Genomic DNA, 18,449 nt, shown 5'->3' on the forward strand with positions numbered 1-18,449 from the left:
CTGCACAGATATGTCGACTTGGCGCTACAGCGCGTTGCCGACATGTGACATTCTGCTGGAACCGCGTTTGACGCAGCTCCTCCTCCGGTATTCAGGTGGAGGCTGCGTTCCTCCGACGGGCGCGCCCGACGCGACCGTCCGCGACCACAAGGGGGTGGCATGTCCGCAGAACAGGGCAGCTCCGAGGTGCTCACGCTCGTCAAGAGCGAGGCACCTGCGCCGGCTGCACCCGACCGCTCGGAAGCCATCGACACCCGTACCCTCTCCCGTTCCCTGTTCCTGAGGCTCGCCGCCCTGGACGCGGACAGCCCCGACCGGGCGTACGTGCGGGACACCCTGATCGAACTGAACCTCCCGCTCGTGCGGTACGCGGCGGCGCGCTTCCGCAGCCGCAACGAGCCGATGGAGGACATCGTCCAGGTCGGCACGATCGGGCTGATCAAGGCGATCGACCGGTTCGACTGCGAACGCGGCGTGGAGTTCCCGACCTTCGCGATGCCGACGGTCGTGGGCGAGATCAAGCGCTTCTTCCGCGACACCTCCTGGTCGGTGCGCGTCCCGCGGCGGCTCCAGGAGCTGCGGCTGGCACTGACCAAGGCGAGCGACGAGCTGGCGCAGAAGCTGGACCGCTCGCCGACGGTCACCGAACTCGCCGCCGTCCTCGGGGTGTCGGAGGAAGAGGTCGTCGACGGCCTCGCGGTCGGCAACGCGTACACGGCGTCCTCGCTCGACTCCCCCTCCCCGGAGGACGAGGGCGGCGAGGGTTCGCTCGCGGACCGGCTCGGGTACGAGGACACCGCGCTCGAAGGCGTCGAGTACCGCGAGTCCCTGAAGCCGCTGCTGGCCAAACTCCCGCCCCGGGAACGGCAGATCATCATGCTCCGCTTCTTCGCGAACATGACGCAGTCGCAGATCGGCGAGGAGGTCGGCATCTCGCAGATGCACGTCTCCCGGCTGCTGACCCGCACACTGGCCCAGCTCCGGCAGGGGCTGATCGGCGACTGACCGCGCCACCCGCGTTCCCGTTCTTTCCAATTGACGGAGCGTCAGGAACACTGGCGCGATGCGAAGGGGAACCCTGTACGCGACCGCGGCGGCGGCCGCGCTGTCCCTCGGCGCGGCCCTGACCGCCTGCGGTGGCTCCGGCCCGGCGGGCTACGCGGCCGTGGGCGCCGCGGGAGCATCGCCGGACCGGGCACCGGGGCAGCTCGTACCGCCCGAGGGGCGCACGGAGATGCAGACGCTGGGGCCGGGGGGCGGGGGCGCGTCCGGCTCGGCCCCGGCCGGCACCGGGGGGTCCGGCACCCCTTCGGCCGGCGCCTCTTCGGCAGGCTCCGAGTCGTCCGGTTCCGCGTCGTCCGGTGGGGCGGCTTCCGGTGGGGTCTCGTCCGGCGGGGTCTCGTCCGGCGGGGCGGGAGCGGCTGGTGGCACGGCGTCCGGCTCGGGGGGCTCCGGTGGGGCTTCCGGTACGGCCGGCGGAGCGGGCGGCTCCGGGAGCACGGGCGGGGTCGCGGCCACGGGTGGGTCCGGTGGCGCGTCCGGCAGTGCCTCCGGTGGTGCATCCACGGGAGCGGCCGGCGGTGCGTCCGCGGGCGGATCCGGCGGATCCGGCACGACCGGGGGCGGTACGAGCAGCAGCGGCGGCGCGGTTTCGGGCGGGACCACGACCGGCGGCACCGGTACGGGCGGAAGCGGCGGCAGCACGCCGGAGCCGGAACCCGCGCGGCTCACGCTCGGCACCCCCGAGCGTTCGGCCGCGGAGCACCGCTGGTGCGAGAAGGTGGCGGTATCGTTCCGCAACTCAGGGGGCACGGCGGTGCGTTCCGGCACCGTGGAGTTCGCGACGCACGTCATCGGCCTGCTCGGCACCGACTGGGCGACCATCACCTCGTCGCAGCCACTGCCGGCACCGATCGGCCCGCGGTCGCGCAAGACGGAGACCTACACGGTGTGCGTGGACGCCTGGCGGGTGCCGCTCGGCATGCACATCGAGACCCGCGAGGTCACCGCAGACTGGCGATGACCCCGCGGGGCATCGGCGGGAACGGTCAGGCCAGCGCCAGCCAGGCCACGGCCGCGAGGACCGCGACGACGGCCACGACGCCGACGATGAGGCCCACGCGCGGGCCGGACTGCGCGGCCGCCGCGGGGCGGTGCGGCTCGCCCTCGTCGACGAAGGCGCGGAACATCTGGGTGCTGCCCGCGGGGTCGTAGTTGCCCTCGGGGCCCGGGGTGTTGTGTGCCATGCACGGGACCCTAGCGAACGCTCCACGCCGAGCCCAAGCCCGGACCGGGACATCCTTTTCTCATCCTTTGCCTCTACCTGACCAGATTCGTTTGCCTGCGGCAACCATCCACTTCTACGGTTGCTTCGAGCAACGAGATGGGCCTGCCGGGCATCGACGTCTCGGTAACCGAAGGAATCACATGGCTACTGCCACGCCCCCCGGGGTGCGGGGCGGCCGGTCGGAGACCGCGTCCGACACCGCCCCCATGACCCACCGCCAGATCATGGAAGCCCTGTCCGGGCTGATGCTCGGCATGTTCGTGGCGATCCTGTCCTCCACGATCGTCTCCAACGCACTCCCGCAGATCATCAGCGACCTCGGCGGCACCCAGTCCTCGTACACCTGGGTGGTCACCGCCGCCCTGCTGTCGATGACCGCGGCCACCCCCCTGTGGGGCAAGCTCGCCGACCTGTTCAGCAAGAAGCTGCTGGTCCAGATATCCCTGGTGATCTACGTGCTCGGCTCGGTCGTGGCCGGGCTCTCGCAGAACACCGGCACCCTCATCGCCTGCCGGGTGGTCCAGGGCATCGGAGTCGGCGGCCTGTCCGCACTGGCCCAGATCGTGATGGCCGCGATGATCTCCCCGCGCGAGCGCGGCCGGTACAGCGGCTACCTCGGCGCCGTCTTCGCCGTCGCGACCGTCGGCGGCCCGCTGCTCGGCGGCGTGATCACCGACACCGACTGGCTCGGCTGGCGCTGGTGCTTCTACGTGGGCGTGCCGTTCGCCGTGATCGCACTGATCGTGCTCCAGAAGACCCTGCAGCTGCCCGTGGTGAAGCGCGACGTGAAGGTGGACTGGGCGGGTGCCTTCTTCATCAGCGCCGCCGTCTCGCTGCTGCTGGTGTGGGTCACCCAGGCCGGTGACACGTTCGACTGGATCTCCTGGCAGACCTGGGCGATGACCGGCGGCGCGGTGCTGCTGGGCGTGGTGTTCGTGCTGGTCGAGGCGCGGGCGAGCGACCCGATCATCCCGTTGCGGCTGTTCCGCAACAAGACGATCAGCCTGGCCTCGGCGGCCTCCCTGTTCGTCGGCATCGCGATGTTCTCGGGCACCGTCTTCTTCAGCCAGTACTTCCAGCTGGCCCGCAACGAGTCGCCGACCATGTCCGGCATCCTGACCATCCCGATGATCGGCGGCCTGTTCGTGTCGTCGACGGTCTCCGGCCAGATCATCACCAAGACCGGCCGGTGGAAGGCCTGGCTGGTGTCCGGCGGTGTGCTCCTGGCCGCGGGCCTGGGCCTGCTCGGCACCCTCCGGTACGACACGGCGTACTGGCACATCGCGCTGTTCATGGCGCTGACCGGGCTCGGCCTCGGGATGATGATGCAGAACCTGGTGCTGGCCGCCCAGAACCAGGTGGCTCCCGAGGACCTGGGCGCTGCCAGCTCCGTCGTCACCTTCTTCCGCTCGCTGGGCGGCGCAATGGGCGTCTCGGCACTCGGAGCGGTGATGGCGACACGGGTCACCCACTACGTCGAGGACGGACTGACCGCCCTCGGCCCGAAGGCCGCCGCGCTCGGCCACGGCGGCACCGGCGGGGGCGGCATCCCCGACCTCGACCGGCTGCCGGCGCCGTTCCGGGAGGTCGTCGAGTCGGCGTACGGGCACGGCGTCGGCGACGTGTTCCTGTACGCCGCGCCGACCGCGGTGCTCGCGCTGGTCCTCGTGGTCTTCATCAAGGAGGTCGCACTGAAGTCCTCGGAGCGGGACGGCTAGCCGGCCGCTCCGGCGGGCCCGTCGGGCGGCGGTCTACGGGCGGGCCGCCGCGGCGGTGGCCTGGACGTCGATCCCGGCGACCAGGACCTCCAGGGCGAAGCGGAAGTCGCCCTCGGGGGCCTGGCGCAGACTTCCGCAGCCGTGCAGGAACTGGGAGACCGCCAGGTGCGCCCCCGTCCGGCCGGCCGCGGGCAGGCCGGTGGCGTGCAGGGCCTGCTGGAGCGCGGCGTCGAACGCCCGGGCGTGCGGGCCGATGTTGGGGAATTCGGCGGCCAGCGGGGAGACCCACGGGTGGACGGCGAGCAGCCGCCGGTAGCCGCAGGCCAGGGTGCGCAGCAGGCCGTGCCAGCCGTCCGGTGCGGCTGCCGGGTCCGGCATCGGGTCGGACAGCGGGGGCTCTCCGAGGGCGGCGTCCAGGGCGAGTTCGAGCAGGTCGTCCTTGGTGTCGACGTACCAGTACAGGGACATCGCGGTGACGCCGAGCCCGGCGGCGAGGCGGCGCATGGAGAACCGGGACAGGCCGTGCGCGTCGAGCAGCCGGACGCTGGCCGCGGTGATCTTCTCCCGGTCCAGACCGGCCGGCTGCTCGCTGCGGCGTCTGCCGCCGTGTGCCCGGGGCACGAGCCACACGCTGGAACGCGTACGGCCGTCGGTCTTCGCGGGGTCGGCACCAGTCACCATGAGGCACCCTCTGTCATCCGGCGGGCGGTCGGCCCGGAATGCCCGGTCCGCCCCCTTGATGCTAGGGCAGACGGGCCCCGGTGGTGCTTCGTCGGACCAGAGGATGCCTCAGATGTGGTGTGCGGGTCAGGAGTTCGCGGCCGGCGCGGCCTTCGGGGCCGTCAGGTCGTAGAGGGTGGCGCCGTCGACCGTCTTCGCCGTGAAGTTCTCCGCGACCCAGGAGGCGATGGCGGAGCTGGTACCGCCGCCGGGGCCGCCCCGCATCCCCCCGCCGCTGCCGGCTCCGATGTAGTAGTGGATGCGGCCCTGGGCGACGTACTCCTTGAACTGCGCCAGGGTCGGGGACGGGTCGCTGCCGTTGAACCCGCCGATGGGCATCACCGCATGACCGGTGGCCAGCTGGTAGCTCGCCGCGTTCTGCGCTCCGGTGGTGGCGGCCGCCCAGGTGTACCGGCCGGCGTCGGCCGTCAGGGCTGCCCTGACGGCGCTGCCGACGCTGGTGCCGCCGAGGAGCCCGCCGGGGCCGCCGGGGCCGCCGGCCGCGCCGCCGGGGCCGCGACGGCCCTCCGACCCGGTCTGCGGGAAGGTACCGCCGGGGAAGCCCTGACCATCCTGGCCCCGGCCGTCCTGGCCGCCCTGGCCCCGGGTGCCGCCCTGGGCGCCCGTGCCGCCGGGCATGCCCTGACCGGCCCGGCCCCGGCCGTCCGTACCGCCCGGGCCACCTGTACCGCCCGGCGTTCCCCGGCCGGCCGTGCCGCCGCCCGGGAAGCCCCCCTGGGGCGGGGTCCCGCCGGGGAAGCCCTGGGGGAGTTCGGCGCCGGCGGGCAGACGCATGCCCCGGCCGCCGGGGCCGCCCATGCCGCCCGTGACCGCCGGTCCGGCCGTCACGATCGAGCCCGCGTGGCCGTCGGAGACCGTGGTCAGGCAGTACGCGAAGGGACCCGCGAGGGCTGCCGCCAGGCCCAGCCCGGCCGCCCACAGCGCGGGCCGCCGCACCAGCAGTCCGGCCGCCGCCGCCAGGCCCGCCGCGAGCACCGCCCAGCGCAGCCACGGCAGGTACCCCTCGGACCGGCCGAGGAGCACGTACGACCAGGCCGCGGTCAGCGCGACGGTGCCCGCGAGGGTGGCGGCCGCCGCCCGGGTGCCGCGCTCCTCCCAGAGCACGACGGCCCCCATGCCGACGAGTGCGGCCGCGTACGGGGCCAGGGCCACCGTGTAGTACTCGTGGAAGATGCCCTGCATGAAGCTGAACACCGCCAGGGTGATCAGCAGCGAACCGCCCCAGGCCAGGAAGGCCGCCCGGGCCATCGACTCCAGGGAGTCCGTCGCCCGCTTCGCCCGCCAGGTCACCACCAGGCCGGCGACCAGCAGCACCAGCGCGGCGGGCAGCAGCCAGGAGATCTGGCCGCCGATGCCGTCGGAGAACATCCGGCCGATGCCGGTCTCGCCCCAGCCCCCGCCACCGGGTCCGTCACCGCCGCGGCCGCCCACGCTGCCGGTCTCGTTGCCGTTGATGCGGCCCAGCCCGTTGTAGCCGAGGGTGAGCTCCAGGAACGAGTTGTTCTGCGAGCCGCCGATGTACGGGCGGGAGGCCGCGGGCCACAGCTCCACGACCGCCACCCACCAGCCGCCCGCCACGACCACCGCGAGGCCCGACAGCAGCAGCTGAACCAGCCTGCGCCGCAGCGGGGCCGGCGCGCACACCGCGTACAGGACGGCGAGCGGCGGCAGGATCAGGAAGGCCTGCAGGGTCTTGGTGAGGAAGGCGAAGCCGACCGCGACGCCCGCCCACAGCAGCCACTTGGTGCGGGCGCCCTCCAGGGCGCGCAGCACGCAGTACACGGTGACCGTGAGCAGCAGGGTGAGCAGCGCGTCCGGGTTGTTGAAGCGGAACATCAGGGCGGCCACCGGGGTCAGCGCGAAGGCCGTGCCGGCGATCAGTCCGGCGGCGGCCCCGAACTGGCGGCGCACCGACGCGTACAGCACGCCCGCGGTGCCGACGCCCATGAGGACCTGCGGCACCAGGATCTGCCACGAGCCCAGTCCGAACAGCCTGACCGACAGGGCCATCGGCCACAGGGAGGCCGGCGGCTTGTCCACGGTGATGGAGTTCCCGGCGTCGGAGGAACCGAAGAAGAAGGCCTTCCAGCTCTCCGAACCGGCCTGGACGGCCGCGGAGTAGAAGGAGTTGGCGTAGCCGGAGGAGCTGAGGTTCCAGAGGTAGAGCAGTGCCGTGCCGAGCAGCAGGGCGGCCAGCGCCGGGCGCTCCCAGCGCGGCCGGGCGGGACCGCCGGCGGGCGGCGGGACGGCCGGGGCGGCGGACGGGTTCGGTACGGCCTGGGTCATCGGTGGTCCTTCGGGTCGGACGGCTGCCCGGCCGCGCGGCGGTCCGGGAAGACCCAGGCGCGGAAGAGCAGGAAGCGGAGCACGGTCGCGGCGAGGTTCGCGGTGATCAGGACGCCGAGTTCGGTGCCGTGCCCGGGGGCGGCGGTGGCGGCGCCCAGGGCGGCCAGGGAACCGCTGGTGAGGGCCAGCCCGATGGCGAACACCACGAGGCCCTGGGCCTGGTGGCGGACGGCCCGGTCCCGGCCGCGGACGCCGAACGTGAGCCGGCGGTTGGCCGCCGTGTTGGCGACCGCCGACAGCAGCAGGGCGGCCGCGTTCGCGGTCTGCGCACCGGTGCCGAGCCGGAAGAGGGAGTACAGGGCGAGGTAGCAGAGCGTGGAGAGCACCCCGACCGCGCAGAACCCGACGAGCTGGCGGGCCAGTCCACGCGGCACCCCGGTCAGCGCCCGGTCCCGCGGGTCGTCACCGAAGGGACGGGCCAGCCGGTCCAACGGCAGCGCCCCCACCGAGAGCGCCCGGCCGACCCGCCACACGCCCTTGAGGTCCTCGGTTGCGGTCCGCACGATGTGGACGGTGGAGTCGGGGTCGTCGACCCAGTCGACGGGCACCTCGTGGATGCGCAGCCCGGCCCGCTCGGCCAGCACCAGCATCTCGGTGTCGAAGAACCAGCCGGTGTCCTCGACCAGGGGCAGCAACCGCTCGGCGACCTCCCGCCGGATCGCCTTGAACCCGCACTGGGCGTCGCTGAACCGGGCGGCCAGCGAGGAGCGGAGGATCAGGTTGTAGGCGCGGGAGATGAACTCCCGCTTCGGTCCGCGGACCACCCGTGAGGAGCGCGCCAGCCGGGTGCCGATGGCCAGGTCGGAGTGGCCGGAGATGAGGGGGGCGACCAGCGGCAGCACCGCGTTGAGGTCGGTCGAGAGGTCCACGTCCATGTAGGCGAGCACGGGGGCGTCGGACTGCGTCCACACGGTCCGCAGCGCCCGCCCGCGGCCCTTCAGCTCCAGCCGGTGGACGCGGACGCCCGGCAGGACGGCGGCGAGCCGACCGGCCACCTCGGGGGTGTGGTCGGTGCTCGCGTTGTCGGCGACCGTGATGCGGAAGGCGTACGGGAAGGTCCGGGTCAGGTGCTCGTGGAGCCGCCGTACACAGGGGCCGAGGTCCTTCTCCTCGTTGTAGACGGGGATGACCACGTCCAGGACGGGGGGCTGCTGGCCGGGGCCGCCCGGCGCGGCTGCGGGGACCGCCAGCGGCGCGCGGGCCGGAAGGGTTCCGGCGGAGGTGTCGGTGGGCATGCACCGACCCTCCCGAGAGGCGCTGTCACACCGGTGTGGTGTGCCTGTGCCCGTCCTGTGAGCCGGTGGCGGCCGGGTCCTGCACGGACTCGGCGGCGGGCAGGACGACCTCGAAGCGGGTCCTGCCGGGTTCGCTGCGCACCCCGACCCGGCCGCCGTGTGCGGTGACCACGGCGGACACGATGGCCAGGCCCAGCCCGGTCGAGCCGGCGTGCCGGGACCGGGAGGCATCGCCGCGGGCGAAGCGCTCGAAGACGTGGGGCAGCAGTTCGGGCGGGATGCCGGGGCCGTCGTCCTCGACCTCGATGCGCACCCGCCCGGCGGATGTTTCACGTGAAACAGACGCCTGCCGCGGTGCCGTCTCCGATGTTTCACGTGAAACACGTGCCGTGACCGTGGTCCCGGCGGGCGTGTGCGTACGGGCATTGGCCAGCAGGTTCACCAGCACCTGCTGGATCCGCGCCGCATCGGCCTGCACGACGGCGGACGGCGAGGCGGCGTCCGCGTCGGAGCCGGGCAGCTCCAGCCGCCACCGGTGCCCCTGCCCGGCGGCCCGGGCATCGCTGACCGCGTCCACCACCAGCGGGACCAGGTCGGTCGGCTCGCACGAGAGCGGGCGGCCCGCGTCGAGCCGGGCCAGCAGCAACAGGTCCTCGACGAGCCCGGTCATCCGGGCGGCCTCGGACTCGATCCGGCCCAGCGCATGCCGGGTGTCGGGGCCGGTCTCCTCATGGCCTCGCCGGGTGAGTTCGGCGTAGCCGCGGATCGAGGCGAGTGGCGTGCGCAGTTCGTGGCTGGCGTCCGCGACGAACTGGCGGACCCGTGTCTCGCTCTCCTGGCGGGCCGCGAGCGCCGAACCGACGTGGCCCAGCATCCGGTTGAGGGCCGCGCCGACCTGCCCGACCTCGGTCCGCGGATCGGCCTCGGCTTCCGGCACCCGCTCGTGGAGGGCCACCTCACCGCTGTGCAGGGGAAGTTCGGAGACCCGGGTGGCGGTGGCGGCAACCCGGCGGAGCGGCCGCAGCGCCACCCCGACCACCGCCTGACCGGCCAGCCCGGCCGCGATCAGCCCGGCGCCGGTCACGCAGGCCTCGACCAGGATCAACGTGTTCACGGTCCCGGTCACGCCGGCCAGCGGGACGCCGACCACCAGGCCGCCGTCCGGCCCGGCCAGCACCCGGTACGCGCCCAGCCCCGGCAGCTCGGCATCGACCACGTGCCCTCTGGCCTTCGCGGCGAGGGCCGCCAGGTCACGGCTCTGCGCATCGGTCAGCGGGGTGCGGTGGCCGCCGCTCGGCTGTTCGGCGGCGGTGCTGCGGGCGGTGGCGAGCACCTCGCCGCCGCTGTCCAGCCGGACGCCGACCGTGCCCACGGGGGTGCCGGGGGCCAGCACCACGCCCAGTGGCTCCGGCCCGTCCCCGCCGAACCGCCCGCCGGGCCCCCGGACGGCCATGTCCACGGCTGTGCGCAGCTGCTCGTCGAGCTTGCTCCCGAGGTACTGCCGCAGGGCGAGGGTGGTGACGGCCCCGATCGAGGTGCCCACGACCGCGATCAGCAGCACCGCGGACACCACCAGCCGGGTCCGCAGCGACCAGGGCCGGCGCACTACTCGCCCGGCTTGATCAGGTATCCGGCACCGCGCCTGGTGTGGATCATCGGGCTGCGCCCGTTGTCCAGCTTCTTGCGCAGGTAGGAGATGTACAGCTCGACCACGTTGGCCTGGCCGCCGAAGTCGTACGACCAGACCCGGTCGAGGATCTGCGCCTTGCTGAGCACCCGGCGCGGGTTGCGCATCAGGTAGCGCAGCAGCTCGAACTCGGTGGCGGTCAGGTGGATCTCCCGGCCGCCGCGGGTCACCTCGTGGCTGTCCTCGTCGAGGGTGAGGTCTCCGACGACCAGCACCGAGTCGCCGCGGGCGGCCGCGGCCGCCCCGGAGCGCCGGATCAGGCCGCGCAGCCGGGCCACGACCTCCTCCAGGCTGAACGGCTTGGTGACGTAGTCGTCGCCGCCGGCCGTCAGGCCGGCGATCCGGTCCTCGACCGAGTCCTTCGCGGTCAGGAAGAGCACGGGCACGTGCGGCAGCTCCCGGCGCACCCGGCCCAGCACGGACAGCCCGTCCATGTCGGGCAGCATGATGTCGAGGACCACGGCGTCGGGCCGGAACTCCCGGGCCGCCCGGATCGCGGCGGCGCCGTCGCCGGCGCTGCGCACCTCGCAGCCCTCGTAGCGCAGCGCCATCGACAGCAGCTCGGACAGGGCGGCCTCGTCGTCGACCACCAGCACCCGGCAGGGCCCGCCGTCGGGCCGTACGAGCGCGGTCGGCGTGCCGGTGCGGGCCTGGTACGGGGAAGTCGTGGGAGCGGTCATGGCCCCAGACTGGGCGCGCCCGCTGAGAGGCCTCTTGTCCTTGTCTGTGAATTCCCTGAGAAACCCCCGGCCGGGCCGCGGCCCGGTCAGCCGGGCAGGGAGAACAGCCGGGCCGCGTTGTCGTGGCAGACCGCCCGCAGCCAGTCGTCGCCCAGGCCCAGCCGCTCCAGCGCGTCGAGCTGGTGCTCGTACGGGTACGGGATGTTCGGGAAGTCGGTGCCGAGCAGGATCCGGTCGCCGAGGTCCGCGAGGCGGGGCAGTTCGGCGGGCGGGAACGGGCCGAGCCGCTCGGCGAAGTCGGTGAAGGCCATCGTGGTGTCCAGCCGCACGTTCCGGTACCGCTCGGCGAGCGCGAGGAAGTCGGCGTACTCGGGCAGACCCATGTGCGCGACGACCAGCGGCAGCCTGGGGTGCCGGGCCAGCACCCGGGCCATCGGGCCGGGGCCGGTGTGCTTGCCGGGGGCGGGCCCGGAGCCGCAGTGGACCACGGCCGGGATCCCGGCTTCGGCGAGCAGCCCCCAGACCGCGTCGAGCCGCTCGTCCGCCGGGTCGTAGCCGCCGACCTGGACGTGCGCCTTGAAGACGCGGGCGCCCGCCTCGACGGCCCGCCGCACGTAGGCCGCGGCCCCGTCCTCGGGGAAGAAGGTCGCGGTGTGCAGGCAGTCGGGGGTGCGGGCGGCGAAGTCGGCCGCCCAGGAGTTCAGCCAGGCCGCCATCGCCGGCTTGTGCGGGTAGAGCATGGCGGTGAAGGCGCGGACCCCGAACCGGCGCAGCAGGGCGACCCGTTCGGCCTCCTCGTGCCGGTAGGTGATGGGCCATGCGGTGCCGGTCAGCGGGCCGGCCGCGTCGAAGTAGTCCCACACCTTGGCAAGGACCCGGTCGGGCATGAAGTGGGTGTGCACGTCGACGAGTCCGGCGTGCAGGCCCAGCCGCTCGCGGAAGGCCCGCACCGCGGCCGTGGTGCGGGCGGCGGCCGCCTCGGCGTCCCGGTCGGGGAGCGCCGGGGCGGCCGCCGGGTCCGGGTCAGCGCACAAAGCCGTGGCTGCGTTCGACGGTGGCGACGTGCAGCGTGTAGCTGTCGTACCAGTCGGCGCGGCCCTGCTTCTGGGCCGCGCGGTGCTCCTCGTCGGTCCGCCAGGCGATCAGGGCGGCCTCGTCGCGGAAGTAGCCGACGGTGATGGACAGGCCGCCGGGGGTGTGGGCGTTCTCGTGGCCGAGGTACCCGGGGATCTCCTTGACCAGCTCGGTCATCCGCTCGGAGGTCGCGTCGTACTCCTCGCCGCCGCGGGTGCGGACCGAGGTGAACACCGTCATGACATAAGGGGGTTCGAAGGCCGGGAGCGGCCTGGGCTGCGGGATGCTCATGCGCCCACCCTCCGCGCCGGACTCGCCGCCTGTCCACAGTGATCGGGCCCGGAAGGGCAAAGGGATCCAAGATTTGACCTGCCGGTCCGGCCGGGAAGAGGGGAGCCCGCCGGTCAGAACAGCCCGTCCTGCTCCCCCGCCGGCGGTACGGGCGCACCGACCGGGACCACCGCCACCGAGGTCACGGCGTCCGGTGCCGCAGCAGTCAGCTCCCAGCCCGCCAGCAGCCGGGTGTCGACGACCAGCCCGTCCGCCAGGTGCAGGTCCGGTCCGGCCGCGCCCGCCAGCTCCCCGGCGACCACCGCCCCGGCAGCCGGCTCACCGAGGGCGCACAGCGGCGCCGGGATCCGGTCCAGCCCGAACACCGCGGTGTGGTCGACGGGCACGCACGGCAGCCGTTCCAGGGTCTCCGCCCAGCCGGCCAGGGCCAGCGCCCGGGCGTGCAGGTCCGCCACCTCGGCGGCCCGCTCCGGCCACGGCGGCAGGGCCGCCCGTACCGCCCGTTTTCGCGCGTACGGGATCCGGTCCGGCACTCCGAGCGCGGCGCGCAGCAGTTCTTCCGTACGCCGGGCGGCCATCAGCGGCCCGCGGCCCAGCCAGCCGTACGCCACCGCCGCCTGCTCCAGCAGCCGGTCGGCACCCCGCTCCTCGGCGGTGATGCCCACCTTGACCAGGCCGGGCCCGAACCAGGCCAGGTACACGCGGTACGGGCGCGGGTCGGCGACGTTGGTGTCGGCGGCAACCGAGAAGGACCGGTCGAGCCGGGCGCACTCCGGGCACTGCGCGCTGCCGGCCCGGGCACCCACCGCGGCGGCCCGGGGGCACGGCGTGTGCCGTCCGCTCCGCCACACGCCGAGGCAGCGGCGTTCACCCGTCAGTACGAACCCTAGCCGCTGTCCGGGCCGCAGCGGGCTCTCCCGCGTTCCGCGTGCCGCCCCGTCCCACCTCAGCCGCGGCCCCTCCGGCCCCCACCGCACGCCCGCACACCGCCACATGCCCCCACCGTACGAAAGCCGGCGGAGCGGGCGGGCAAAAGCAGAAGGCCCCGGACTCTCGTCCGGGGCCTTCTTTGCTGTGCACTCGGCAGGATTCGAACCTGCAACCTTCTGATCCGTAGTCAGATGCTCTATCCGTTAAGCTACGAGTGCTTGTGCTTCCCGGGGTTTTTCGCCCCGTTGGCCTTGCGAGAACAACAATACATGGACCTCGCCGGGACGCGAAATCCATTACCCAAACCGCCCCTGACCTGCGGAAACGTCGATCAGGGGGTGATGGGGGTGCGAAGCCGGGGGTGCGCGGACCGTGCGGTTCGGGGCGGCTGCGCGCACGTTTCCCCGCGGGGGACGGCCTCCCCGCCGAGGGACGACTTCCCGCAGGAACGACCGAAGCCCCGGTCCGTTCGGACCGGGGCTTCGGTGATCACAGCGCGGAGGCGGAGGGATTTGAACCCTCGATGGGCTTTAAGACCCAAACCGCATTAGCAGTGCGGCGCCATAGACCGGACTAGGCGACGCCTCCAGCACACCCCCGCATGCGTGGGGTGCGTGCAGATGATGACACAGCCCGAGAGCCGATCACCAATCCACCCCCACAGTACTGGCCACGGGGCAGCGAGGGCAAAGGCTTAGTGACCCCCGCTGCGAGCCGTCGTTGGGCACGGCATGCTGAGCCGCCTCGCCCTCGCTTCGGTCGCTGCCGCCGCCTTCGCATCGGGTCCGCTGCCGCCCCTGCCGCTCGGGCTGCTCCACGAACCCGAGCCCGACCGGCTGACCGTCACCGTGGCCGAAACCGGTAACCCGCGGGCCAACGGAACGTACGAGCTCACCTGCGAGCCGATCGGCGGGACGCACCCCGAGGCCCGGCGCGCGTGCGCCCGGCTCGACACCTTCGCGAAGGAGGGGAGCGACCCGTTCGCCCCGGTGTCCACCCGCCGCATGTGCACGCAGCAGTACGGCGGCCCCGCCACCGCCCGGGTCACCGGAACCTGGCTCGGCAAACCGGTGAAGGCGGAGTTCGACCGCAAGAACGGGTGTGAGATCAGCCGGTGGAAAGATTTGGAACCCGTGCTTCCGAGTGTGCGCTCCTGACCAGCGAGGATGCGACCACTGCGTCACATCCCCCGCCGGGCGCCGGGCCGGTGCCCTTAGACTCCTCCCGTGACATGCCGGTAGTCAGGGAGGAAGCGTCGTCGTGAGCAGCAGGCCATCCCGAGGCGCTGCTCGCCTCGCAGCAATACTCGACGCGCTTCCGGACGCGCTTCTCCTCGTGAACGCCAACGGCACCGTGGTGAACGCCAACTCCATCGCGCTCGAGGTCTTCGAGTCCCCCGGCACCGGACTGGTCGGCCGCGGCCTGTTGTCGCTGCTCCCCGAGTTCGACTCGAAGCTGATCCCCGGATCGATGCGCCGCCCCGACGACGTGCCCGAGGGCCGCACCAAGCCGAAGCGGATGACGGCCCACCGCACCGACGGCAGCGAGTTCCCCGCCGAGGTGACCAGCGCCGGCCTGGAGGACGGCCGCGAGGCCTACGCCGACGCGCACCGCTACACCGGCGACGAGCTGCTGATGCTCGTCGTCCGGGACCTGTCCGGCACGGTCGACACCGAGGCCGAGCTGGCCCGGTCGCAGCGCCAGACCGAGATGATCCTGCGGGCCGCCGCCGAGGGCGTGGTGGGCACCGACACCGACGGCCGGGTGGTCCTCGTCAACCCCGCCGCCGCGCAGATCCTCGGCTACCGCGCCACCGAGCTCGGCAACCGCGAACTGCACTCCCTCGTCCTCCACTCCCGCGCGGACGGCGCGCCGTTCCCCTTCGACGAGTCGCCGCTCGCCGACACGCTCCGGTCCGGGCGCAAGCACCGGGTGCGGGGGCAGGTGCTGTGGAACAAGGCGGGCAAACCGGTCTCCGTGGACCTGACCACCTCGCCCGTGCGCGACGGTGAGCAGCTCGTCGGCGCGGTCATGACCTTCACCGACCGGCGCCCGTACGACGCGCTGGCCGCCCGCCACGCCCAGCTGCTCGCCCTCGCGGACGAGGCGCTGCGCGGGCCGCTGGAGGAGCTGCGCGGCGAACTGGCCACGCTGGCCGCGGACGACGCCGGGCAGCTGTGGCCCGAGGCGAACCAGCTGCTGCACCACCTCGCCGCCGGGTACTCGCGGATGACGGTGCTGCTCGACAACGTGCTGTCGTTCCAGCGGCTCGACGCGGGCACGGACCGGCTGACCAAGGAGAAGGCGCTCCTGGACGACGTGGTCGCGTCGGCGGTGGAGGGCGCGGTCGAGCTGATCGGACCGGGGCGGGCGCAGTTCGCGGTGCACGCGCCGACGATCGAGGCCGAGGTGGACGCCGGCCGGCTGGCGACCGCGCTCGCCCACCTGATCGCCGACCTGGCCGGGGTGGACGCCACCGGCAAGGCGCCGGTGACGGAGGCCGGCGGGTACGCCGACTCCACGATCGTGGTCGCCCTCGCCCAGCGCGGGAAGGTTGCGCGCATCGAGGTCCGAGGACCGTACGCCGGCGGGAACCCGGTGCACGGACCGATCGTGCGGGGGATCGTCGGCGCGCACGGCGGTGTGCTGCAGACCCACGAGGTGCCGGGCATGACCGGCAGTGCGTACGTGCTCGAAGTCCCGCTCGGTGCGGGCGCCGGCACCGTGACCCGGCCCAAGCCGGAGCCCGCGCCGGAGCCGGAGTCCGGGCCCGGGGCGGAGGCCGCTCAGCCGAAGCCGGCCGGGCGGCGGGCGCGGCGCGGCGTGGACGCGTTCCTCGACGAGGAGCCGGCCGCTCCGCAGGGCGGGGCACTGGCCCTGCCGTCCGGGCGGCGGCGCGCGCCCGGTGCGGACCTGGCGCCCGCACCGGTGAACCCGGCCGGACTGGCCGCCCCGGTGCCCGCCGACGGCACCGGCCGCCGCCGCGGCCGGGCCCTCGAAGAGGGCACCCCGGCCGGCCCCCGGCCGGCCCCCGCCCCCGCCCAGGCCCGCGCGGCCATCCCCGCCATCCCGCCGATGCCGTCCGAGCCGCCGCGGATCCCGCAGGGACCGGTACCGCCGCAGGGCGCCGGACCGGTGCCGCCGCACGGCGCGGGCCAGGTCGCCCCGCACGGCGCCGGACCCGTGCCTCCGCAGGGTGCCGGACCCGTGCCCCGGCAGGGCGCCGGACCCGCGGCCGTACCGCCGCCGGGGGCCGGACCCGCGTCGCCGCTCGGTGCCGCACCGGTGCCGCCGCGGGGGCCGGCAGCTCCCGGCGCGCCCGCTGCCGGAGCCGTTCCGCCCCAGGGGGCCGGACCCGTGCCGCCCCGGGCCGTGGGTCCGGTCGCGCCCAACGGCGCCGGACCCGTGGCACCGCACGGCGCCGGCCCCGTACCGCCGCAGGGTTCGGGACCCGTACCGCCCCTCGGCGCCGGCCCCGTACCGCCGCTCGGTGGGGGAGCTGTGCCTCCGCTCGGTCCCGGACCCGTTCCGGGTGCAGGGCCGGTACCGCCCCGGGCCGTGGGCCCGGTCGCGCCCAACGGCGCCGGACCCGTGGCACCGCTCGGCGCGGGGCCCGTGCCGCCTCACGGCCCGGGCCCGATGGCCCCGCAGGGCGCGGGACCCGTACCCCCGCAGGGCTCGGGGCCCCTGCCCCCGCACGGCGCAGGACCCGTACCCGTGCAGGGTGCCGCAGCTGTTCCTCCCCAGGGCGCCGGGCCCGTGCCGCCGCAGGGTGCCGGCCAGGTCGCCCCGCAGGGGCCAGGGGCCGCGGCTCCGGAAGGGGAGCAGGGCAAGGGCCGGCGGCGGGCGCTGGCCGGCGCTCCCGAGGTGGCCGTGGCTCCCGAGGGTGAGGCCGCGCCCGGTGGCGGTCGTCGGCGTGCCCTCGCCGCACCCGGTGCCGCGGCGGGCAACCCCGGCGTGCCCGGCGCCCGCAACGGGGCTGCTCCGGCGGCCGACCCCTACGGCTCCGACGACAGCGGCGGCCCCGGCGCAGCTCCCGGCGGCGCGATCCAGGTGGGCCCGAACGCTTCCGCCGCCGCCCAGGGACCCCACGGCACCGCCAACGCTCCCGGCGGCTCAGGCGCCCCCGGCACCCTCAGCGCCGCCGGCGCCCTCGGCACGCCCGGCGCCCCCGGCACCCTCCTCGGCCTCGCTACCCCCGCCGGCCCCGCCCCCGTCGAACCCCTCCAGCCCGTCGGCGCCGCCGGCGCGGCAGGTGCGGACGGCCAGGGACGCCGGGCCCGCCGGGTGCTCGGCACGCCGGTGCCCGCCGACGACGAGGCCCACGCGGCCGCCGCGGCCGCCGCGGCCGGCGACACGCACACGCCCCCGCAGCCGCACCCCGTGCCCACCGAGGACGAGGCCGCGCCCACCGGCCGGCGGCGGGCGCTGCCGGCCACTCCGGCGGCCTGGCCGGTGCCGGCCGCCCGGACGGCCCCCGAGGACGCGGCGGCAGCCGTCGCCGTGCCCGGAGCGCGGCAGGCCCAGGACACCGACGGCGGATCCGGACGGCGCCGCAAGCTCGCCGAGCCGGACAGCGGAGCCGACGGCTCCTCCCTCGGTACGGGCCGAGCGTTCGCCATAGGAGCGCCCGCGGCCGGTTCCGCCGAGGGACCCGAACCGCTCGACGGGCCCGGCGGGGCCGTCGAGGTCGTCCCGCACCGCCCGGTGCCGCAGCCCGTCGACGACGAGCTGCCGCCGGAGCCGCTGGACAACCCGCGCCGGCTGCTGGTGTGGCCGGCCCCCGACGTGCAGACCCAGCAGGCGCTCAGCGAGCGCGGCTACCGACCGGTGATCGTCCACTCCCGCGAGGAGGTGGACGCGCAGATCGCCGCGTACCCGGCCGCCCTGTTCGTGGACCCCCTGACCGGACCGATCACCCGTACCGCCCTCCAGTCGCTCCGGCAGGCCGCCGGCGCCGCCGAGGTGCCCGTCCTGGTGACCGCCGGGCTCGGGCAGGCCACCCGGGAGGCCGCGTACGGCGCCGACCCGGCGGTCCTCCTCAAGGCACTCGCGCCGCGCGACAGCGAGCAGCACCCCTCCCGCGTGCTGCTCCTGGAACAGCACGACGAGATCGCGCAGGCACTGACCGAGGCGATGGAGCGGCGCGGCATGCAGGTGGCGCGCGCCGACGCTGACACCGACGCGGTCGAGCTGGCGTCCCGGCTGCGCCCGAACCTCGTCGTCATGGACCTGATGCAGGTGCGCCGGCGCCGCGCCGGGATCGTGGACTGGCTGCGCGCCAACGGGATGCTGAACCGCACCCCGCTCGTCGTCTACACCTCGGCGGACATCGACAAGTCCGGCCCCACCGGCCTCGGCTCCGGCGAGACCGTGCTGTTCCTCGCCGAACGCGCCACCACCGCCGAGGTGCAGGGCCGCATCGTGGACCTGCTGGCCAAGATCGGCACCCATTAGCCA

At 74.6% G+C, this 18,449-nt stretch carries 13 protein-coding genes, 2 tRNA genes and 1 pseudogene; 5 read left to right on the plus strand and 11 right to left on the minus strand.

Annotated features, from left to right (window positions below; translation table 11 throughout):
• Positions 1 to 159: 159 nt before the first annotated feature.
• Together LG634_RS29280 and LG634_RS29285 are read left to right on the plus strand one after the other, a co-directional pair.
• Positions 160 to 1,005 (plus strand): RNA polymerase sigma factor SigF, encoded by an 846-nt coding sequence (locus tag LG634_RS29280; RefSeq protein WP_226738074.1) that lies wholly within the window; start codon positions 160 to 162, stop codon positions 1,003 to 1,005.
• Between the two features lie 811 nt (positions 1,006 to 1,816).
• Positions 1,817 to 2,023, plus strand: a complete 207-nt coding sequence (locus LG634_RS29285) for a hypothetical protein (protein ID WP_226738075.1) — start codon at positions 1,817 to 1,819, stop codon at positions 2,021 to 2,023.
• A 25-nt stretch (positions 2,024 to 2,048) separates the two neighbouring features.
• On the opposite strand, the gene LG634_RS29290 is transcribed toward LG634_RS29285, so the two are convergent.
• The gene (locus tag LG634_RS29290) at positions 2,049 to 2,246 is read right to left on the minus strand and encodes a hypothetical protein (RefSeq protein ID WP_226738077.1); all 198 of its coding nucleotides are present in this window, start codon (positions 2,244 to 2,246) and stop codon (positions 2,049 to 2,051) included.
• A 247-nt stretch (positions 2,247 to 2,493) separates the two neighbouring features.
• Here LG634_RS29290 and LG634_RS29295 point away from each other — a divergent pair.
• Positions 2,494 to 3,987 (plus strand): annotated as a pseudogene (locus LG634_RS29295) (MDR family MFS transporter); the annotation flags it as partial.
• Positions 3,988 to 4,038: 51 nt separating this feature from the next.
• Here LG634_RS29295 and LG634_RS29300 read toward each other — a convergent pair.
• From LG634_RS29300 to LG634_RS29345, 10 genes are all read right to left on the minus strand, one after another.
• Entirely contained in the window at positions 4,039 to 4,686 is a 648-nt protein-coding gene (locus LG634_RS29300; protein WP_226738081.1) for a TetR/AcrR family transcriptional regulator, read from the minus strand.
• A gap of 126 nt (positions 4,687 to 4,812) precedes the next feature.
• Positions 4,813 to 7,032 carry an ArnT family glycosyltransferase gene (locus tag LG634_RS29305; protein ID WP_226738083.1) on the minus strand — a complete coding sequence of 740 codons (2,220 nt, stop codon included), beginning with the start codon at positions 7,030 to 7,032 and terminating at the stop codon, positions 4,813 to 4,815.
• A complete protein-coding gene (locus tag LG634_RS29310) occupies positions 7,029 to 8,327 on the minus strand; it encodes a bifunctional glycosyltransferase family 2/GtrA family protein (RefSeq protein WP_226738085.1) in 1,299 nt (432 codons plus the stop codon). The genes LG634_RS29305 and LG634_RS29310 overlap by 4 nt, the downstream gene beginning before the upstream one ends.
• 25 nt (positions 8,328 to 8,352) lie before the next feature.
• The gene (locus LG634_RS29315) at positions 8,353 to 9,933 is read right to left on the minus strand and encodes a sensor histidine kinase (RefSeq protein WP_226738087.1); all 1,581 of its coding nucleotides are present in this window, start codon (positions 9,931 to 9,933) and stop codon (positions 8,353 to 8,355) included.
• Positions 9,933 to 10,694, minus strand: coding sequence for a response regulator transcription factor (locus LG634_RS29320; RefSeq protein WP_226738088.1), 762 nt, complete (start codon positions 10,692 to 10,694; stop codon positions 9,933 to 9,935). Before LG634_RS29320 ends, LG634_RS29315 begins: the two co-directional genes overlap by 1 nt.
• Positions 10,695 to 10,780: 86 nt before the next feature.
• Positions 10,781 to 11,644 (minus strand): amidohydrolase family protein, encoded by an 864-nt coding sequence (locus LG634_RS29325; RefSeq protein ID WP_226738135.1) that lies wholly within the window; start codon positions 11,642 to 11,644, stop codon positions 10,781 to 10,783.
• Between the two features lie 73 nt (positions 11,645 to 11,717).
• Positions 11,718 to 12,059, minus strand: a complete 342-nt coding sequence (locus tag LG634_RS29330) for an antibiotic biosynthesis monooxygenase family protein (RefSeq protein ID WP_226738090.1) — start codon at positions 12,057 to 12,059, stop codon at positions 11,718 to 11,720.
• Between the two features lie 113 nt (positions 12,060 to 12,172).
• Entirely contained in the window at positions 12,173 to 13,054 is an 882-nt protein-coding gene (locus LG634_RS29335) for a DUF2797 domain-containing protein (protein WP_226738092.1), read from the minus strand.
• Positions 13,055 to 13,134: 80 nt separating this feature from the next.
• Positions 13,135 to 13,207: transfer RNA gene (locus LG634_RS29340), tRNA-Arg, on the minus strand.
• Positions 13,208 to 13,486: 279 nt separating this feature from the next.
• Positions 13,487 to 13,577 (minus strand) — tRNA-Ser (locus tag LG634_RS29345).
• A 143-nt stretch (positions 13,578 to 13,720) separates the two neighbouring features.
• Here LG634_RS29345 and LG634_RS29350 point away from each other — a divergent pair.
• A complete protein-coding gene (locus LG634_RS29350) occupies positions 13,721 to 14,146 on the plus strand; it encodes an SSI family serine proteinase inhibitor (RefSeq protein WP_226738094.1) in 426 nt (141 codons plus the stop codon).
• 103 nt (positions 14,147 to 14,249) lie between these two features.
• Complete coding sequence (locus LG634_RS29355; protein WP_226738096.1) at positions 14,250 to 18,446, plus strand: response regulator; 4,197 nt, start codon at positions 14,250 to 14,252, stop codon at positions 18,444 to 18,446.
• The last annotated feature ends 3 nt before the right edge of the window (positions 18,447 to 18,449 follow it).

Origin of the sequence: Streptomyces bambusae (assembly GCF_020532645.1) — a bacterium.
GTDB classification, from domain to species: Bacteria; Actinomycetota; Actinomycetes; order Streptomycetales; family Streptomycetaceae; genus Streptomyces; species Streptomyces bambusae.

What these genes read in the sequence shown, in the direction of transcription:
- LG634_RS29280 (WP_226738074.1), top strand. Translation starts at nt 160, where the DNA reads ATGTCCGCAGAACAGGGCAGCTCCGAGGTGCTCACGCTCGTCAAGAGC.
- LG634_RS29290 (WP_226738077.1), bottom strand. Translation starts at nt 2,246, where the DNA reads ATGGCACACAACACCCCGGGCCCCGAGGGCAACTACGACCCCGCGGGC.
- LG634_RS29300 (WP_226738081.1), bottom strand. Translation starts at nt 4,686, where the DNA reads ATGGTGACTGGTGCCGACCCCGCGAAGACCGACGGCCGTACGCGTTCC.
- LG634_RS29305 (WP_226738083.1), bottom strand. Translation starts at nt 7,032, where the DNA reads ATGACCCAGGCCGTACCGAACCCGTCCGCCGCCCCGGCCGTCCCGCCG.
- LG634_RS29310 (WP_226738085.1), bottom strand. Translation starts at nt 8,327, where the DNA reads ATGCCCACCGACACCTCCGCCGGAACCCTTCCGGCCCGCGCGCCGCTG.
- LG634_RS29320 (WP_226738088.1), bottom strand. Translation starts at nt 10,694, where the DNA reads ATGACCGCTCCCACGACTTCCCCGTACCAGGCCCGCACCGGCACGCCG.
- LG634_RS29330 (WP_226738090.1), bottom strand. Translation starts at nt 12,059, where the DNA reads ATGAGCATCCCGCAGCCCAGGCCGCTCCCGGCCTTCGAACCCCCTTAT.
- LG634_RS29335 (WP_226738092.1), bottom strand. Translation starts at nt 13,054, where the DNA reads ATGTGGCGGTGTGCGGGCGTGCGGTGGGGGCCGGAGGGGCCGCGGCTG.
- LG634_RS29350 (WP_226738094.1), top strand. Translation starts at nt 13,721, where the DNA reads ATGCTGAGCCGCCTCGCCCTCGCTTCGGTCGCTGCCGCCGCCTTCGCA.